16 protein-coding genes are annotated in these 18,499 nt (G+C 70.0%); 7 read left to right on the top strand and 9 right to left on the bottom strand.

The window, feature by feature from the left end:
- Positions 1-201 precede the first annotated feature (201 nt).
- The 4 genes from AB0N66_RS18465 (at position 202) to AB0N66_RS18450 (ending at position 3,284) form a co-directional block, all read left to right on the top strand.
- Positions 202-1,425, top strand: a complete 1,224-nt coding sequence (locus tag AB0N66_RS18465) for a DUF4190 domain-containing protein (RefSeq protein ID WP_365435577.1) — start codon at positions 202-204, stop codon at positions 1,423-1,425.
- Positions 1,426-1,572: 147 nt separating this feature from the next.
- A complete protein-coding gene (locus AB0N66_RS18460; protein WP_365435574.1) occupies positions 1,573-2,325 on the top strand; it encodes a GntR family transcriptional regulator in 753 nt (250 codons plus the stop codon).
- Positions 2,326-2,636: 311 nt separating this feature from the next.
- Positions 2,637-2,819 carry an SPOR domain-containing protein gene (locus AB0N66_RS18455; RefSeq protein WP_365435571.1) on the top strand — a complete coding sequence of 61 codons (183 nt, stop codon included), beginning with the start codon at positions 2,637-2,639 and terminating at the stop codon, positions 2,817-2,819.
- A gap of 54 nt (positions 2,820-2,873) precedes the next feature.
- On the top strand, positions 2,874-3,284 hold the full coding sequence (locus AB0N66_RS18450; protein ID WP_365435568.1) for a (deoxy)nucleoside triphosphate pyrophosphohydrolase: 411 nt from the start codon (positions 2,874-2,876) through the stop codon (positions 3,282-3,284).
- Between the two features lie 82 nt (positions 3,285-3,366).
- Here the strand turns inward: AB0N66_RS18450 and AB0N66_RS18445 are convergent, their stop codons facing one another.
- The 9 genes from AB0N66_RS18445 to AB0N66_RS18405 all read right to left on the bottom strand — a co-directional run bounded on the left by AB0N66_RS18445 (position 3,367) and on the right by AB0N66_RS18405 (position 14,299).
- Positions 3,367-4,377 (bottom strand): ribose-phosphate diphosphokinase, encoded by a 1,011-nt coding sequence (locus AB0N66_RS18445; protein ID WP_365436073.1) that lies wholly within the window; start codon positions 4,375-4,377, stop codon positions 3,367-3,369.
- Between the two features lie 14 nt (positions 4,378-4,391).
- Entirely contained in the window at positions 4,392-5,462 is a 1,071-nt protein-coding gene (locus AB0N66_RS18440) for an alkene reductase (RefSeq protein ID WP_365435565.1), read from the bottom strand.
- Between the two features lie 154 nt (positions 5,463-5,616).
- Positions 5,617-6,552, bottom strand: coding sequence for a pseudouridine-5'-phosphate glycosidase (locus AB0N66_RS18435; protein WP_365435562.1), 936 nt, complete (start codon positions 6,550-6,552; stop codon positions 5,617-5,619).
- Entirely contained in the window at positions 6,552-6,803 is a 252-nt protein-coding gene (locus AB0N66_RS18430; RefSeq protein WP_365435559.1) for a hypothetical protein, read from the bottom strand. Before AB0N66_RS18430 ends, AB0N66_RS18435 begins: the two co-directional genes overlap by 1 nt.
- Positions 6,804-6,902: 99 nt before the next feature.
- Positions 6,903-10,784, bottom strand: coding sequence for an amino acid adenylation domain-containing protein (locus AB0N66_RS18425; RefSeq protein ID WP_365435556.1), 3,882 nt, complete (start codon positions 10,782-10,784; stop codon positions 6,903-6,905).
- Between the two features lie 40 nt (positions 10,785-10,824).
- Complete coding sequence (locus tag AB0N66_RS18420; protein WP_365436070.1) at positions 10,825-11,727, bottom strand: EamA family transporter; 903 nt, start codon at positions 11,725-11,727, stop codon at positions 10,825-10,827.
- A gap of 8 nt (positions 11,728-11,735) precedes the next feature.
- Positions 11,736-12,413: a uracil phosphoribosyltransferase gene (gene upp, locus AB0N66_RS18415; RefSeq protein ID WP_365436067.1), complete on the bottom strand. Its 678-nt coding sequence runs from the start codon at positions 12,411-12,413 to the stop codon at positions 11,736-11,738.
- A gap of 442 nt (positions 12,414-12,855) precedes the next feature.
- The gene (locus tag AB0N66_RS18410) at positions 12,856-13,539 is read right to left on the bottom strand and encodes a phosphoribosylanthranilate isomerase (RefSeq protein ID WP_365435553.1); all 684 of its coding nucleotides are present in this window, start codon (positions 13,537-13,539) and stop codon (positions 12,856-12,858) included.
- A gap of 133 nt (positions 13,540-13,672) precedes the next feature.
- Positions 13,673-14,299, bottom strand: coding sequence for a nitroreductase family protein (locus tag AB0N66_RS18405; protein ID WP_365435550.1), 627 nt, complete (start codon positions 14,297-14,299; stop codon positions 13,673-13,675).
- Between the two features lie 161 nt (positions 14,300-14,460).
- Here AB0N66_RS18405 and AB0N66_RS18400 point away from each other — a divergent pair, with 161 nt between their 5' ends.
- The 3 genes from AB0N66_RS18400 to AB0N66_RS18390 all read left to right on the top strand — a co-directional run bounded on the left by AB0N66_RS18400 (position 14,461) and on the right by AB0N66_RS18390 (position 18,421).
- On the top strand, positions 14,461-14,949 hold the full coding sequence (locus AB0N66_RS18400; RefSeq protein WP_365435547.1) for a MarR family transcriptional regulator: 489 nt from the start codon (positions 14,461-14,463) through the stop codon (positions 14,947-14,949).
- Positions 14,950-15,084: 135 nt separating this feature from the next.
- A complete protein-coding gene (locus AB0N66_RS18395; protein WP_365435544.1) occupies positions 15,085-15,516 on the top strand; it encodes an ATP-binding protein in 432 nt (143 codons plus the stop codon).
- 244 nt (positions 15,517-15,760) lie between these two features.
- Positions 15,761-18,421 carry a SpoIIE family protein phosphatase gene (locus AB0N66_RS18390; protein WP_365435541.1) on the top strand — a complete coding sequence of 887 codons (2,661 nt, stop codon included), beginning with the start codon at positions 15,761-15,763 and terminating at the stop codon, positions 18,419-18,421.
- Positions 18,422-18,499: the final 78 nt, after the last annotated feature.

Raw genomic sequence — 18,499 nt, 5'->3', positions numbered from 1 at the left:
TCGTCCTCGCGGTACGGCTTCGGGTCCGTGACCCGGCCGGCCGCGAGGACGAGGCGCGAGGCGAGGGAGACGTCGAGCCAGGGACCCGTATTCCGTCCTGGCTCGTGCCGCGTTTACGATGCGCCCAGCCGTACTGCAGTTCGTATGGCGTTTCGTACGCCGAACCCGCATCCGCCCGGACCAGGAGCAAGGTACGTACCTGTGGCCATATCCCCGCCGCCCGGCCCCCAGCAGCCCGAGGGCCAGTACCCGCCTCCCGGTACGCCACCGGGCCCGTACCCACAGGGCCCCTACCCCCAAGGCCCGTACCAGCAGCAGCCGTTCCAGCAGCCTCACCAGCCCTGGGGCTACGGCTACCCTGCGCCCGTCCCGCCGGTGCCCGTCAACGGGCTCGCGATCTCCGCGCTCGTGCTCGGTCTTCTCTGCTTTCTGCCCGGCGTCGGGCTGGTCCTCGGGATCGTCGCGCTGGTGCAGATCAAGAAGCGGGGCGAGCGTGGCAAGGGGATGGCGGTCGGGGGCGTGGTGCTGTCCTCGCTCGGCGTGGTGCTGGCCCTGCTCATGGTCACCACGGGCGGCGCGCGGGACTTCTGGGACGGCTTCAAGGAGGCGGCGAACGACTCGCAGAACAGCACCTTCTCGCTCGACGAGGGCGACTGCTTCGACGTGCCGGGCGGTTCGCTGGAGGGTATGACGTACGACGTCGACGAGGTGCCGTGCGCCGGTGAGCACCACGGCGAGGTGGTCGCGAACTTCTCGATGAGCGAGGGGAGTTACCCCGGCGACAGCGTGATCTCGGACACCGCCGACGACAAGTGCTACACGCTCCAGGACGCCTACGCGATGGACACCTGGGCCGTCCCGGACGACGTCGACCTGTACTACTTCACGCCGACCCGGCAGAGCTGGGGCCTGGGCGACCGCGAGATCACCTGCGTGTTCGGGAACACGGACGAGACGGCCACGCTGACCGGCTCGCTGCGCCAGGACGCCACGACGCTCGACGCGGACCAGCTCGCCTACCTGGAGGCCGCGCAGGTGCTCAACGCGGCGATGGACTCGGTGCCCGACGCGGAGTACGTCGAGGATGATCTGCCGGGTCACAAGGAGTGGGCGACCAGGGTGTCGGACGCGCTCACGGAGCAGGTGGGCATGCTCCAGGACCATACGTTCGCCCCTGATGCCGCCGAGCCCGTTGCCACTCTCCTGAAGGACCTCGACTCGGCGCAGGAGGAGTGGGCGAAGGCGGCGGACGCGGGGGACGTGGACACCTTCTACGTGCACTACGAGAAGGGGCTGGACCTCACCGACCCCGAGAAGACGGTCACCACGCGCGAGGCTCTGGGGCTGGCCACCACCCCGCCGACGTACGGCGGGGAGGACGGCTCGGCGGACGACGGCGGAGGTGACCCCGATCTGGAGGTGTGACGGCGGCTATACCGGGGAGAAAGTGCCTGGGTAAAGCCCCCGGCAAGCACAAGTCATCACATCGAGTGAATCTTTGGCCTTTGCTTGCGTGAGACAACCCACGGTTGCCAGGCTGTCGCTGTCTGTACAACCTGATGGGAGTGGCCAGTGACATTCGGTGAACAGCCGGCGTATCTGCGCGTCGCGGGTGATCTCCGCCAGAAGATCGTCGACGGTTCACTGCCACCGCACACTCGCCTCCCCTCCCAGGCGAGGATCCGCGAGGAGTACGGCGTCTCGGACACGGTCGCACTGGAGGCGCGCAAGGTCCTGATGGCCGAGGGCCTGGTCGAGGGCCGCTCCGGGTCGGGCACATACGTACGGGAGCGTCCGGTGCCGCGCAGTGTCGCCCGCTCCGGATACCGCCCGGACAGCGGCGCGACCCCGTTCCGCCAGGAGCAGGCCGACGTCTCCGCGCGAGGCACCTGGGAGTCCCACAGCCGGCAGGTCGAGGCGAGTGTCGCGATCGCCGAGCGGCTCGCCGTCCAGCCCGGCGACCGCGTGATGTGCACGAACTACGTCTACCGGGACGGGGGCGAGGCGATGATGCTCTCCACTTCCTGGGAGCCCCTCGCCGTCACGGGCCGTACGCCGGTGATGCTCCCCGAGGAGGGCCCGCTCGGCGGCATGGGCGTGGTCGAGCGCATGGCGGCCATCGACGTGATCGTGGACAACGTCACGGAGGAGGTGGGCGCCCGCCCGGGTCTCGCGGAGGAGCTTCTCTCGCTGGGCGGCGTTCCCGGGCATGTGGTCGTCGTCATCCAGCGGACGTTCTTCGCGTCGGGGCGTCCGGTCGAGACGGCGGACGTCGTCCTGCCGGCGGACCGGTACCGGATCGCGTACCACCTGCCGGTGAAGTAGCCACGGGGGAGGGTGGCAGCCACCGCCGGTGAAGCAGCCCTCAAACCAACCCGGTTGGAATCTGGCCTTTCTCAACAGCCCTACTCTGTAAGGACTTTGCCCTGCTCGCGGGCGCGGGGAGAGCGGTCGACGGCGCGTTCGGCGGTGTGCGCCCCAGGACTCAAGTCCACTTCCTGGCTTGTTGCGTACCTCTTTGTGAAAAGCCGTATTCGCTGCGTGAAGGTTAGGCGTAGGCTCGGGCATATGCGGATTGCGGTTTCGTTAGAGGTCGAGGCACGGCGAGGGCCCGGGGCGGGAAGCGGAGGGGCTCGATGAACGACGGCACGATCACTCTTCCCTGGCTCGTCATCCGGCAGGACGACAACGGCAATCGCTACCGCGTGGGCAGGTACGCGACCCGTGCCGAGGCGCAGAAGATCGCGGACAGCCTCGACGACCGCGGACACAAGCAGTTGTACTGGGTCGAGCGGCTCGGGCAGAACGGGAGCAGGTGATCCGGTCGGGCGGGCGCGACGGGGCGCGCGGGGCGCTCCCGTAGGCTCCGGCGCATGACCGAACGGATCGTGGTGGTCGGAGCCGCCCTCCTGAACGGCGGGCGACTGCTCGCCGCCCGCCGCAGCGCACCCCCGGAGCTGGCCGGACGCTGGGAGCTCCCCGGCGGCAAGGTCGAACCGGGCGAGACCCCCGAACAGGCCCTGGTACGCGAACTGCACGAGGAGCTCGGCGTCACGGCGGAGCCGGTCGGCCGCGTCCCGGGGGAGTGGCCCCTGAGAGTGCCGTACGTCCTCCAGGTGTGGACCGCGCGGCTGCTTCCCGGCTCGGCCGGTCCGGGGCCCCTCCAGGACCATGACGAGCTGCGCTGGCTGACACCGGACGAGATCTGGGACGTGGACTGGCTGGACCAGGATGTTCCCGCCGTGAAGGCCACACTGCTGGAGTGGGACAACGACACCCCCTAGCCCCCTCGAAGAGCCGCGCAGCGGTGTCGTACGAGGGGGCCAAGTGCCCCGGCAGGGCGGGTGGTTACCGCTTGGCGGGCGGTTACAGCTTGTCGAGCAGGTTCGTCACCGAACCGTTCTCGAAGATCTCCCGGATCGCCTGCGCGACCACCGGCGCGATCGACAGCACCTCCACCTTGTCCAGGCCGGTCGCGGCGGCCGTCGGCAGGGTGTCCGTGAACACGAACCGGCTCACCCTCGAGTTCTTCAGCCGGTCCACCGCGGGGCCCGACAGGATGCCGTGCGTGGCCGCCACGATCACATCCCGCGCACCGTTGTCGTACAGCGCCTCCGCCGCGGCGCAGATCGTGCCCGCCGTGTCGACCATGTCGTCGACCAGGACGCACACCCGGCCCTCGACGTCGCCGACCACCTCGTGGACGCTGATCTGGTGGGCGATGTCCTTGTCCCGCTTCTTGTGGACGATCGCCAGCGGCGCGCCGAGCCGGTCGCACCACCGGTCCGCGACCCGCACCCGGCCCGCGTCCGGTGACACCACGGTCAGCCCGGCGTGGCCGGTGCCCGCGGCGATGTGGTCCGCGAGCGTCGGCAGCGCGAACAGATGGTCCACCGGCCCGTCGAAGAAGCCCACGATCTGATCGGTGTGCAGATCGACGGTGATGATCCGGTCCGCGCCCGCGGCCGTCAGCAGGTCCGCGAGCAGCCGGGCCGAGATCGGCTCGCGGCCCCTGTGCTTCTTGTCCTGCCGCGAGTAGCCGTAGAACGGGGCGACGACGGTGACACTGCGTGCGGAGGCCCGTTTCAACGCGTCGATCATGATGAGCTGTTCCATGATCCACGTGTTGATCGGAGCCGTGTGGGACTGCACGACGAAGCAGTCCGCGCCGCGTACCGACTCCTCGAAGCGGACGTAGATCTCGCCGTTGGCGAAGTCCCGCGCCTGCGTGGGCACCAGGCCGGTCCCCAGCTCCTGCGCGACCCGCTCGGCGAACTCGGGATGCGCACGGCCGGAGAACAGCAGCAACTGGCGCTCGGAACCCCTGACGACCGCCTTCGCCGCCTTCGCCTCCTGCGCCGGCTCGGTCGGTCTGATCGGCCTGCCCGCCTTCACCGGCCGAGTACGGGGTAGTCGGTGTAGCCGCGGTGGTCGCCGCCGTAGAACGCCGACTCGTCGGCCGCGTTGAAGGGGCCGCTCTCCTGGATCCGCGCGGGCAGGTCCGGGTTGGCCAGGAACAGGGCGCCCAGCGACACGGCGTCGGCCAGGCCCGCGTCCAGGACCTCCTGCGCCGACTTCCCCGAGGCGGGGAAAGAGTCCGGCGTGGCGTGCGGGTTCACCACCAGGTTCCCCCGCCACAGCTCGCGGATCGTCTGCGTCACCGGGCGCGTGACGATCTCGCACACCTCGAGGAACGCCAGCTCCGGCAGCGCCGGGATCAGGGCCGCGTACAACGCCTCGGTGTCGCCCTCGGCGATGTCGTTGTACGGGTTGCCCGGGGAGACCCGGACAGCGGTGCGCTCGTTGCCGATCGCGGTGGCCACGGCCTCGACAACCTCGGTGGTGAAGCGGACGCGGTTGCCGGTAGAGCCGCCGTAGGCGTCGGTACGGCGGTTGGTGTTCTCGGCGAGGAACTGGTGCAGCAGGAATCCGTTGCCGGCGTGGACCTCCACACCGTCGAAGCCCGCCTCGATCGCGTTGCGGGCCGCGGTCGCGAAGTCCCGTACGGTCTCGGCGATTTCGTCGACGGTGAGCTCGTGCGGCACCTGGTAGTCCTGCGGCCCCCCGGGCGTGAAGCACTGCCCGCCGGCGGCGATCGCGGAGGGCGCGACGGACTGGTGGGCGCTGTCGTACAGCGACGGGTGGCCGATCCGGCCCGAGTGCATGAGCTGGACGACGATCCGGCCGCCGTTCGCGTGGACGGCGTCGGTGACGGTGCGCCAGGTCTTCACCTGCTCGGGGTCGTGCAGTCCCGGGGTGTTGATGAAGCCCTGGCCGGTCTGCGAGGGCTGCACGCCCTCGGTGATGATCAGGCCGGCGGAGGCGCGCTGGGCGTAGTACTCGGCCATCAACTCGGTTGCGCCGCCACAGGGCTTGGCGCGGTTGCGGGTCATGGGGGCCATCACGAGGCGGTTGTTCAGCGGGATCTTGCCGAAGGTGACGGAGTCGAAAAGCGAAGACATGTGGGTGGTCTCTCTGTGAAGGGTGATTGAGGAGCGGTTGCCGTGAAGGGTCAGCAGGGGCAGGTGCCGTGACGGGCGGTCAGGAGTGGTCCGTCGCGAGGAGGTTGCTGTGACCGGGGCGCGCCCAGGCGAGGTCGGGCGCGCCCAGGCGGGGTCAGGAGTGGCCCTCCGCCCGAAGGCGGGCGTAAGCCGCCGCCATCCGGCCGCCGACCTCCGCCGTCGAGATGAGGACCGCCATGTTGGCCTGGGCGGTACGGCCGCCGGTGGTCCGGTCGACCGCGTGCATCAGGTATTTCGTGAGGCCCTGGCCGGTGACGCCGTCCCGTCCGGCCTGGGCGAGGGCGTCACTGATCGCGGCCTCCGCCTCGGCGAAGTCGACGGCGTCCTCGGGGCGGGGAGGGGTCGTGATGACCACGCCGCCGGGGTGCCCGGCGGCCCAGTGGGTGCCGACGACCTTCGCGATCAGGTCCTCGTCGTCGATGCGGTGCGGGGACCGGACGCCGCTGGAGGCGCAGTAGAACGCGGGGAAGTCGTCCGAGCCGTAGGAGATCACCGGCACGCACTGCGTCTCCAGGTACTCCATCGTCAGCTTCAGGTCGAGGATCATCTTCGCGCCGGCGCACACCACCGCCACCTTCGAGCGGGTGAGCTGGATCAGGTCCGAGGAGATGTCCATGGTGGTCTCCGCGCCCCGGTGCACCCCACCGAGGCCGGCCGAGGAGAAGAACGGGATCCCGGCGAGCTCCGCCGCGACCAGCGAGGACGCGACGGTGGTCGCACCGCGGCCCCCTCGGGCGAGTACCACCGGCAGGTCCCGGCTGGACACCTTCGGGATCCCCGTCTCGGACGCGAACCGTTCGATGTCGGACTCGGTCATGCCGACCCGGATCGCGCCGTCCTCCAGGCAGATCGTCGCCGGGACGGAGCCGCCCTTGCGGACGGCGGCCTCGACCCGGTGTGCGGTCTCCGCGTTGTGCGGGTACTTCAGGCCGTGCGTGATGACGTTCGACTCCAGCGCGACGACCGGGCGGTTCTCGTGCAGCGCCTCGCGCACCTCGTCGCTGTGGACGACGGGGATCGTGGTGTTCATCAAGTTCCTTCGGTGGGGAGGGGCTTGGAGTAGTTCGGCTGCTTCCACAGCAGGTGAGCGCGGTCTTCGAGTTCCGGTGTGTGCACCAGGTCCAGCCAGCGCGACGGCTCCACGGGCTCGACGGCGATCGACACCGACCCCGGCTCGCAGGCGAAGACGCGGGTGACCGTCTCGGTCAGCGACGCGACGAGGTCGGACCTCTCGGCGCTGGTGAAGGTGCGCGGCCAGTGCTTGATGCTGACGTGCGGCACGGCGGTTCTCCTCTCTCGGGCAAGTGGGCAGCTGAGTCCTCGCCCCCACGGGCGGGGGATGTCACGTGGGGGCGAGGGGTCTGGGGGTGAGCAGGGGCTCTAACGGCCCGTCACGGACCGGATCCTGGCGATGAGTTCCCCCACTCCGTGCTCCTTGAGCACGCTGTAGTGGTCACCGTCCAGGTCCACGACCGCCGGCGGGCGGGCCGAGTAGCCGGAGCTGTCCTCGACGAACGAGTAGTCGTCGCCCCGGGCCTTGAAGATCGTGACCCGGGCGTCGATCCGGCGCTCCTGGAGCTCGCGGAAGCTGTACTCGAACTCGTATGTCTCCCCGACGATCCGGGTGATGCGGCGAATCGTTCCTGCATCGAGCGCGGGCAGCAGTCCGTGGACGAACGCCACGAAGGAGTCCTCGTCCGTCGCCCGTTCCAGGCAGGCGTCCAGTTCCGGGCCGTGGACGGTGCCCGCGAACACGGAGAACAGGATGGTCACGTAGGCGGGGTTGGCGTACGACGCCTCGCGGCCCCACTGCCCGCCGTCCCCGGTGCGCACCTTCGGGTTGCCCGGGCAGATCAGCAGCAGGTTCTCGACCTTCTCCCCGAACTGCTCCAGCTGCCACGCCGCTTCGAACGCGACCCGCGCGCCGAACGAGTAGCCCCACAGCGTGTACGGGCCGGACGGCTGGACCCGGCGGATCTCGGTGACGTCGGCCATCGCCATCTCGCGGATCGTGCCGTAGGGCACCTCGCCCGCGTTGATGCCGTACGCCTGGATGCCGTAGAACGGCCGGTCGACGTTCGCGCCGCGGCCCAGCAGGCGCAGGTTCATCGGATAGCCGCCGAGGCCCGGCCAGCAGAACACCGGGCTGTCCGCGCCGTCGGTGTGCAGCGGGACGAGGCGGGACACCCGCGCGGGGGTGTCGTCGTCGACCCGGGCGGCGAGGTCTTCAAGCCTGGGCGACTCGAAGATGACCTGCAACGGCAGGGTGACCCCGAACTCCCGGTTGACCCTGTTGACGAGCGCGACGGCGTGCAGGCTGTTGCCGCCGGAGGCGAAGAACTCGTCCTGGGTGGACACGTCGTCGTACTTCAGCAGCCGTCCCCACTCGGCGGCCAGCCACCGCTCGGTCGCGGTCCCGGGAGCGACGTACGCCGACGACGTACGGGCCGCGGAGACCTCCGGCAGGAGTGCCGTGGCCTTGGCGTCGATCTTGCCGTTCGCCGTCAGCGGCAGCTCGTTCACCACCAGCACGCGGGCCGGGATCATGTAGTCCGGGAGGGAGCGGGTGAGCTCGTCCCGGATCATCTCGGCCGGGCCCTTGGTGTGCACGGCGTCCTCGTTCATCCCCTCGTGCGCGGCCTGTTCGTCGCTGACACGGCCGCCGACGAAGAAGTACGAGGCGGGCGCGGCCGGTACTCCGGCGGCGGCGAGCAGGTCGTCCAGGCGCCGGGAGGCCGGGAGCGGGTGGCCGGTCTTCGAGGAGTAGCCGGAGGACATGAAGCCCATGCCCGGGACGCGCTGGAGGCGGTGGAGCATGCTGCCCAGCACGATGTGGTGCAGCCACGCCTGCGGGGCGCGGGACACGGCGCTGACGCCGAACGCGGCCCGCTCGTACACGCCCTGGTTGATGGCGATGACGTGCCGTTTCTCCACGAGGTCGGCGCCGAGCCGTTCGAGCCGGCCGTCCCGGTACCGGTACAGGCCGTTCTCCAAGCCCCCCACCCGGTCGCCGTGCGCCTGCACGAACAGTTCCACCTGGTCCGGGCGCGCCCGGCCGTCGTTCTCCGTGATCGCGAAGGTGCCCAGATAGAAGTCCTCGTCGGTGACGTCCAGGCGCGCCTTCACCTCCGGTGCGAAGGCGGCGGGCGCGATGGCAAGGCCGTACGCGGGCAGGATCTCCTCGAAGACACCGACCATGTGGCCGGCCTCGAACTCCAGCACCTCGGAGATGTTGTTCTTGTAGACGGGCTCGATCGCCCGCTTCTTGCCGAGGAAGTGCACCCGCAGCGCGGGGCTGCCAGGTCCCTCCGAGCCGATGCGTACGAGGGTGTGGTCGACCGGGTGGTGGTAGTAGAGCCCCGGAGCCAGTCCGGGCAGGCCGCTCGTCTCTACGTACAGCTGTGTCGCGTAGAGCGCGCCGGGAGAGGCGTACGAGTACTTCGGCAGCAGCCGGTCCTCGCTGCGGAACGGGCCGAACCAGCGCAGGATCTCGCCGAGTTCGGCGAGCGGCAGCTCGGCCGGAGTGCGCGCAGCGGACTTCGAGGCCGTGCCCGGGAGCCGAGGAGAGGCCGTGCTCCGGAGCCCAGGCGCGACCGTGTCCGGGAGTCGCGGCGCGAGCAGGCCGAGGAGGTCCTCGGCGGTGACGGGGCCGCCGTCGTAGAACCGGTAGGTCTTGCGGGCGAAGGCGGTCCGCCGCTGCTCCGGCGCCGCAGCGCCGCCGGGCAGGGGGAGTACCTCGCGGCCCGCGAGTTCCTCGGGATCGCGCAGGCCCGGGTTCGACAACTGCGCCTTGACCTGGACCTTGGAGGCCTTCGACTGGTGGTGGGCGGCGTCGGCGCGGCCCTGGTCCATGACCGCGGCGGTGCGCTCGTTCAGCTCGACCGCCGCGACCAGCGCCTTGTTGCCGGTGCGCGGGTCGTCGGTGACGACCGCGGCCGCGCGGCGCACCCAGGTGTGCTCCTCGATGCGGGAGGCCACCTCCTCCAACTCGACCCGGTAGCCGCGCAGTTTGACCTGGTTGTCGGTGCGGCCCATGAACTGGATGGTGCCGTCGGGGTTCCACTGGCACAGGTCGCCCGTGCGGTACAGCCGCTCCGTCGGGTTGAAGGGCGAGGTCACAAACCGCTGGGCGGTCTGCTCGGGCAGGCCGATGTAGCCGCGGGCGACCTGGGCGCCGCCGAGGAACAGTTCGCCGCTCTCGCCGATCTCGACCGGCTGCCGGTTCTCGTCGAGGATGTAGCAGGTCACGTTGTCGGCCGGGACGCCCACGGGCACGATCCCGGACGGGTTGTCGCCGAGGGCCTGCGGGTCGATCCAGTGCGAGGTGGCGTTGATCGTCGTCTCGGTCGGCCCGTACAGATTGACCACCGAGACACCGGGCAGCGCCGTGAAGAGGTCCCGGGCGAGGGTGCGGGTGAGAGCCTCGCCGCCGGAGAACACCCGGGTCAGGGACCCGCAGGCACCCAACTCCTCGGTGTCCACGAGCGCTTGGAGCAAGGTCGGCACCGCCTGGAGGGCGGTCACCCGGTGTTCGCAGATCATCGTGATGATGCCCTCGGGGTCCCGGAAGATCCCCGGGGTGCCCATGACGACCCGGGCGCCGCAGGCGGGGGCGAGGATCTCCCACTGGGCGGCGTCGAAGCTCATCGGCGTCTTCTGCAGGACCGACACCTCTGGACCGAGGTGTCCGAAGTTGGCCAGCCACTGCATCTGCGACACGATGCTGCGCTGCTCGATCATCACGCCCTTGGGGCGGCCGGTGCTGCCCGAGGTGTAGATGACGTACGCGAGCTGGTCGCCGCGGCTCTCCGGCAGTGCCCGGTGCGGCAGTTCGGGCGCGTCGGCGACGGTGACGACCAGCGTGCCCTCGGGAACGAGGCGCCGGGCGCGCTCGCGCAGGTGCTCCTGGGTGACGACCACCCGGGTCCCGGAGTTCTCGACCATGTACCTGAGCCGGCCCTCCGGGTAGTCCGGCGAGAGCGGGAGATACGCGGCTCCGGCGGCGAGGATGCCCCACGCGCCGGTCATCAGGTCGGCGGACGGCTCGGTGTAGAGGCCGACGCAGGTGTCCGGCGTGACGCCCAGGCCGACCAGGTGCGAGCCGAGGCGGCGGGCGGCGCGGTCGAGACCGTCGAAGGTGAGATGGCCGCCGGAATGCGTCACGGCGACTGCGTCGGGCCGACTGCGGGCCTGCTTGGCGAGCAGGGCACGCAGTGAGACACGTCTGAGAAATACGCCAGATATCGGCGCACTCGTATTCATTTGGTACTGACCCCCCAGTAATGAATGTGTGAAATGCCGCTCAGGCTCTGCTGGCGGCGGGCTCGGCCCGTGGAGCGACCGGTGCCTTCTTGCGTGGTTGTGCGAGAACGACGGCTCCGACGACCGCCGCCGCTCCGAGGAACTGGAGCGGGCGCAGGGACTGGTCGAGGAAGAGGTAGCCGAGGACGGTCGCGCACAGTGGTGAGGCGAACGAGAGGAACGAGGCCGCAAGCGCCGGCAGCCGCGAGAGACCGCGGAACCACAGGACGTACGCGATCAGCGCGCCGATGATGCTCAGGTACGCGAACCCGCCGACGTTGCCCCAGGTCAGATGGTCGGGCAGCGTCTCGCCGACCAGAGTGATCGGAAGCAGGACGAGCCCGCCGACGGTGAGCTGCCAGCCGGTGAAGGTCAGCAGCGAGACCCCTTCGGGCCGCCCCCAGCGCTTGGTGAGCACGATGCCGGAGGCCATGGACAGGGCGCCGAGGAGACCCGCCATGACGCCGACGGTGTCAAGACCCGCCTGCGGCTGGAGGACGAGCAGGGCGACGCCGACGGCCGCGAGCAGGCAGGAGGCGATGTGCAGGGGCTGGATGCGGGCCTTGAGCAGGACCGAGCCGAGCAGCAGCACGATCATCGGCTGGATGGACATGACCAGGGCGGCCACTCCGCCGGGCAGGTGGTAGGCGGCGAGGAAGAGGAAGTAGAAGAAGGCGCCGATGTTCAGCACGCCCAGCACGACGGCCCGCCACCACCAGATGCCCTTGGGCAGCACCCGGGTCCACAGCAGCAGGATCAGACCGGCGGGCAGGGCCCGCACCACGGAGGCCAGCAACGGCCGGTCGGGCGGCAGGAACTCGGTGGTGATCAGGTAGGTGGAGCCCCATACCGCGGGGGCGAGCGCGGTGAGCGCGGAGGTGCCCGCGAGGCGCTGGCTGTTCACTTCTTGGGTCACTTCTGGGCTGCTTTCCTGGCTCCGGAGTCGGTGGTGCCGAAGAACCGGTCGCCGAAGTCGCCGATGCCCGGAACCATGAACGCGTGCTCGTTTAGCCGGTCCTCGATGGCGCTGGTGACGATCTTCACGCGCGGCCGCTCCTGGCCCACCCGGCGCAGTCCTTCGGGCGACGACAAGAAATTGATCATGATGACGCGGTCCTCGCGCACCCCGGACTCCACCAGGACGTCGACGGCGGCGAGCGCGGATCCGGCAGTGGCCAGCATGGGTTCAAGCAGCAGTACGTGCCGGTCGGCGATGTCGTCGGGCAGGTGCTTGTAGTACAGCTGCGGCAGCTTGGTCTGCTTGTCGCGCTGGATGAGGATCTTGCCGATACGGATGCCCGGGTGGACATCCCGCAGCTCGCTCTCCATCGCCTCTCCGGCCCGGATCACCGGAACCGCGCACAGCTGGGAGGCGAACTCCAGCCCCTGGTAGGTCGCGCCGACCGGGGTGGTGACCTCCTTCTTGGCGAAGGGCAGCAGATCCATACCGGCCTCCAGCAGGAGGCGGATGACGCGCCGCGAGTAGAAGAGAAAGTCCTCTCGCGTGCAGTCCCGGTCCCGGATGATCGTGTGGATCGCGCGCAGTTGGTCGGTCTGCGGCAACAGATGGACGTTGTGGCCTGAGGTCACGACTGAGCTCTCCTCGATGAGGGGTGGCGGCAACAGGAAGTCGCGGGGCGGGGCCCGGCACCCGGCACACGCACGGGCCGGCCGACGGCGTACGTGGCGGGTGGCGACGTACGGGCTCGCCGGCGTCGTACGTTGCGGGTGCCGGGTGCCGGGTGCCGGGTGCCGGGTGCCGGGTGCCGGGTGCCGGGTGCGGCCGGGGCGGTGTCGTACGTCGGAAGTCCTGGCGTACACCGGATCGGCGGCGTACGTCAGAGGTCCCGGTGTACGGCCGGATCGGCGGCGTACGTCGGAAGTCCCCGCGTACGGCGCCGGGTCGGCGGGGTACGTCAGGAATGCCGGCATGCGTCAGGAATGCCGGCGTACGGGATGGTCGGCCCCGTACGCCGGGGGCTCGGGTCGCTTCGTTGCGGCCCGGCTCGGTTCCCCCGCCCCGCGAGCGGGGTCAGCCGATCTCGTCGAAGGCGCGGCGGGCCTCGGCGATGAACTTGGCGACCTTGGCGCGGTCCTTGCGCCGGTCGGGGCCCTCCAGGCCGGTGTGGGCGTCGACGGCGGCGGGCCTGACCGCGCGGATCGCGTCGCCGACGTTCTCCGGGTTCAGACCGCCGGCCATCATCAGCGGCTTCGGGGAGCGGCGGACGAGTTCGGCCGAGACGTTCCAGTCGTGGGTGAGACCGGTGGCGCCCTTGGCACCGGTCTTCGGGTCGAAGGTGTCGGTGATGTACATGTCGACGAACGGGTGGGTGCTGTCGACGAGCTTCAGCAGCTCCTCCACGTTGTCCTCCTTGACCACGAGGGACTTCAGGACGAACAGGTCGGGGCGCAGCTCCTTGAGGCGCCGGAGCTGCTCGGTCTCGACGTCGCCGTGCAGCTGTACGGCGACCACACCGAGTTCCCGGCAGAACTCGCTGATCTCCTCGGCGTCGGTGAGGTAACTGATGAGGACACCGGCGTGCGGGGCCCGGAGCCCCTTGATGATGTTGGCCGCGTCCTGCTCGGCGATGTCGTCCTTGCCGGAGGGCAGGCGCAGAGCGAAACCTATCCAGTCCGCGCCCTCGTCGATGATCATGTCGGCCTCGGTGGCGTCGATGATTCCGGCGACCTGGACGAGCTTGTTCACGGTGGTCATGACGGACGATCCCCTGTCGTTGGCAATGGAGAGATGTGTGCGGGCAGGCCGAAGCCGCCCCCGTTTCCCGCGGCCCGTCAGTGGCCGTAGGTCCTGCTTGTGGTGCCCTTTCCGGGGCGCCGCGCGGTGGTCGTCAGCGCCCGTAGGTCTCGCTGAAACAGCTCAGCGCACGGTCCCGGCGGCCCGGATGGAGCCGGTCCTCGGCCGGGTGACCCAGCGGCATGAGCAGCGCGATGTGCAGGTCGTCGCGGCCGGCGACCCCGATGGCCTTCTTGACCTCGTCCTCGGACCAGCCGTTCATCGGGCTGGTGGCCAGGCCCGCGGCCTCGGCGGCGATCATGAGGAACGAGGCGGCGATCATCGCGTCCTTGACCGCGTACTCGCGGTCGAGTCCCCGGGAGCGCAGGTCCTCGTGGAAGAGCCGCGCGTCGTCGGGCGAGGCGGCCGCGAACCTCTCGGACCACGCACCGCGTCCGCGGGCCACGTCCCACACGTCACCGCGGTCCTCGCGCCAGGCGCCGGACTCGGCGACGAACACCAGCATCACCGGCGCTTCCTGCGGGTGCGGCTGGCCGCCGGTCGCCTCCGTGAGCGCCCTGAGCCCCTCCTCGCCGGTCACGGTGACGATGGAACGGGCCTGCAGATTGAAGCTCGACGGTGCTTCCAGGGCCAGGTCGGTCAGTTCCCGCAGGAGCGGGGCGGCGACCGGGTCGGGACGGTAGTGGCGGATACTGCGGCGCGAGCGGATCACCCGTGCCACGGTGGAATGATCTGCCTCGACGGAACCCACGGAAGCCATTGAACCCACGGAACCCACGGAAGTACCTTTCGACGTCGAACTATCTGACATCGAAGCTAATCGCCGAACTAGAATGAAGTCAAACAGTTTGACGTCGAATTGATGAAGGGGAGGTGGCCCGCATGCGCGATTCCGTCGACGACATCCTCGACCAGTGGTCGGCCCTGCGAACCGACTTGGACCTCGATGCCATGGGTGCCGTCGGGCGCATCATGCGCCTCTCGCGGTTCGCCAGTGCCAGCATCAAGGACTACTTCGCGCAGTACGGCATGGAGAGCTGGGAGTTCGACGTCCTCGCCACGCTCCGCCGCAGCGACAGAGCCCTCACCCCCAAGGCCCTCGCCGCGAGCGTCATGATCGGCTCGGCCGCCCTCACCAACCGGGTGGACCGTCTGGTGGCCCGGGGTCTGGTGACGCGTGATGTCATCCCCGGGAACCGCCGCAGCTTTCACATCAGCCTGACCGCCGAGGGGCGGGAGCTCGTCGACCGCACGGTCGAAGGACACGTCCAGAACCAGCGCAAGCTTCTCGCCGGTCTCGGCGACGGCGACGCCGAGGAGCTGGAGCGGATCCTGCGCGCCCTGCTTGTCTCGCTCGGGGATGCCCGCTGACGTCCGGAGATCTGGGGGCGCGTGCGGTGACCTTTGTTCGGTGCTTCGTACGCCGTTCGCGCCACAGTGCGCCGCCAGGTGCGGTAAAGCGTCCCGGATATCGGGTATGTGCCCATTAACCCCATGAAACCGGACATGGGTGTGCTTCGGGCCTGGGAAGTGATCGACGTGATCGACACCGAAGGCGACTGTGCCGAGTGGACCTTTCCCGCGGAGCCGGGTGCCGTCCGCAACGCTCGTGCCGTCGTCCGGGACCAGCTGCGCGCCTGGCAGCTGGATTCCCTTGCTGATATTGCCGCGCTGCTGGTCAGCGAGCTGGTGACGAATTCCCTGCGGCATGCCACCGGCCCCATCGGCGTACGACTGTGTCGGCCCGGCGGGATGCCGGACGCCCTGCTGGTGGAGGTCTCCGACCCGCTCCCCGACCCGCCCCGTGAACGGGCCGCCGACGTCGACGACGAAAGTGGCCGCGGACTCCAGCTCGTGGCCAGTTCCTCGCGTCGCTGGGGCACACGCCCGGGGGACACTGGCAAGACGGTCTGGTTCGAGCTGGCGGTGCCTGGATGAGGAGGATCGGTCCCGGGCGTGCGCCGACCAATTGGTTCAGGCCACTGGTGCCTGCCGGACTCTTGGATTCGACGGGGTGCCACCTGGTTAGAAGACTGGGAGTATGTCGCGGCCGGTCCAAAAACCATCGGGACCGTGCTGTGATCGTGAACACCGTGTTGTGCGGCGCCGTAGTACTGGATACTGCGGTCAGCCGCCCCCGGTGACCGGTGCCGGACGCGGTGAGCTGGAGGGGACGGTTCGCGTGAGCGAGATACCAGCGAAGGCCACGGAGTCCGAGGACCCGTCGGACGGCGTGAGGGCTGACGCCGTGGGTGACTCGGCCGTGGGTGACTCCGTTGTGCGCCGATCCGCCTTGTCCGCCTTGGACGAGGGGATGGGCGACACGAGAGGTGACAGGGCGGGCGACGCGATGTGGCAGAGCAGCCCGCCCGGCTCGATCTACGACTACATCAAGGTCGCCTCGTTCTCGATAGGCGCCGACGGGCTGGTCGAGCAGTGGAGCCTGCGCGCGGAGCAGCTCTTCGGGATATCCGCGGACCGCGCCGTCGGCATGGACCCCATCGCGGCGTTCGTCGCCCCGGACCGGCGTGACTTCGGGCACCGCAAGATGGCGGAGATCCTCGACGGCCGGGAGTGGACCGGCGTGGTTCCCTTCCGGATGCCGCCCACCGAGGCCGACCAGGACGGCGCCGAAGGCCTCGCCGAGGTCTATGTGATGCCGACCACGAACGAGGACGGTGAGCGGGCCGCCGTATGCATCGTCGTCGACGTCCGCACCCTCCGGCGGATCGAGACGGACCTCGCCGCCTCGCAGGCGATTTTCGGACAATCTCCGTTCGGCTTTCTTCTGATCGACACGGATCTGCGGGTCCGGCGGGCCAACCAGCGGTTCGCCTCGACCTTCGGCGGCACTCCCGCCGATCACCGCGGGCGCGGCGTCCACGACTATCTGCCGCGCTCAGAGGCCGAACGGGTCGCCGCCACGCTGCGCCGCGTCCTTGAGACCGGCGACTCCATCACGGACATGCACGTCACAGGCCATGTGCCCGGCTCCGAAGAACGCCGCCACTGGTCCATCAACCTCTATCGCGTGCACAGCGGCAGCGGCCGCCCCATCGGCATCGCCTGGCTCGGAACCGACATCACGGCCCGCCGCGCCGCAGCCCGCGAAGCCGCCTCCGCGCGGCGCAATCTCGCCCTTCTGAACGAGGCCGGCGCCCGCATCGGCAACTCCCTCGACCTGGAGACAACCGCCCGCGAACTCCTCGACGTCGTCGTCCCCGGCTTCTGCGACCTCGCCACCGTCGACCTCTACCAGGGCCTCCTGGCCGGCGACGAGACCCCGCCGGGGCTCGCCGACGGCAGCGCCGAACTGCGCCGCGTCGCCTTCGCCAGCGCCGTCTCCGACGCGCCCTTCGCCGGCGGACCCCCGCCCGTCGCCGTCGGCGCCGTCCACCACTTCCCGTTCAACTCGCCGTGCGCTGACGCCCTGCGCACCGCCCGCCCCCAGTACCTTCCCGCCGAAGAGGGCGGCCTCATCCAGTCCACGCTCGCCGTGCCGATGGTCGCCCACGACACCGTGGTGGGCCTGGTGCAGTTCTCCCGTACGAAGGGCAGCGAGCCGTTCGGGGACCGTGACCGGGCGCTCGGGGTGGAGCTCGCCGCGCGCGCCGCGGTCTGTATCGACAACGCGCGCCTGTACCGCCGTGAGCACGAGCGGGCGCTGATCCTGCAACGGTCCCTGCTGCCTCCGGGCGACCCCGAGGCGTCCGGCCTGGACATCGCCTGCCGGTATCTGCCCGGCAACGCGGCCACCGAGGTCGGCGGCGACTGGTTCGACGTCATCGAACTCCCCGGCCACCGAACCGCGCTGGTTGTAGGCGACGTGATGGGACGCGGTCTACGCGCGGCGGTGGCGATGGGTGAACTGCGCACCGCCGTACGGACGCTGGCACTTCTCGACCTCGAACCGGCGGAGGTCCTCTCGGCGTTGGACGAGATCGCCCGCGGACTCGGTACGCCGGGCGGTGTCCAGCAGGCCACCCGAGCGGGCCGCCAGTCCCGCGACGCCGACCTCTCCGAGGTCTACCTGGCCACCTGCGTGTACGCGGTCTACGACTCCGTCACGCGCCGGTGCACCTTCGCCAACGCGGGCCATCTCCCGCCGGTCCTGGTGGAGCCCGGCGAGGCCGCGCTGATGCTCGACGTGCCGCCGGGGATGCCGTTGGGCGTCGGCGGCGAGCCCTTCGAGGAGGTCGAGGTCGAACTTGCCGAGGGTGCTCTTTTGGCGCTCTACACGGATGGACTGGTCGAATCGCGCGACCATCCCCTCGACGAGGGCCTGCAAGCCTTCGTCAGCGCGCTGACCGACCCGTCCAGGCCCCTGGAGGACGTCTGCGACCACGTCCTCAACACCCTCGACACCCTTCACGGCGAAGACGACATCGCCTTGCTCATGGCACGTGTTCAGGGGCTGCCCGCCGACTCCGTCGGCGACTGGACCCTGCCGCGCGAGCCGCGCAGCGTGGGCCGGGCCCGGGAGTACGCGCGCACCCAGCTCGTCTCCTGGGGCCTTGAACCGCTCGTCGACACCGCCGAGCTGCTGGTCAGCGAACTGGTCACCAACGCCCTCCGCTACGGCGAAGGCGAGATCAGGCTCCGGCTCCTCCTCGACCGCACACTGGTCTGCGAGGTCTGGGACGCCGGCCTCGTACAGCCCCGACGCCGCCGGGCCCGCGACACGGACGAGGGCGGCCGAGGACTGCAACTCGTCGGCCTACTGTCCGCCGGCTGGGGCTCACGACGCACACCACGCGGCAAAACAGTGTGGTTCGAACTCCCACTCCCGGACGGCGGCAAGGCACTGGCGGATCCGGCGGAGGCGTTGCTGAGCCTGTTCTAAGTCCGGGGGGCATCTTCAGCCCGTCCGGTGCCGGAGATCTTTCGGCCCGTTCGGCGTCTGAGGACGAGGTAGTGCCGT

Source organism: Streptomyces sp. NPDC093544, from assembly GCF_040683495.1.
In the GTDB taxonomy this organism is placed as follows: Bacteria; Actinomycetota; Actinomycetes; order Streptomycetales; family Streptomycetaceae; genus Streptomyces.
The sequence above is the reverse complement of the archived record's forward strand: the minus strand, read 5'-3'. Positions and strand labels throughout refer to the sequence as shown.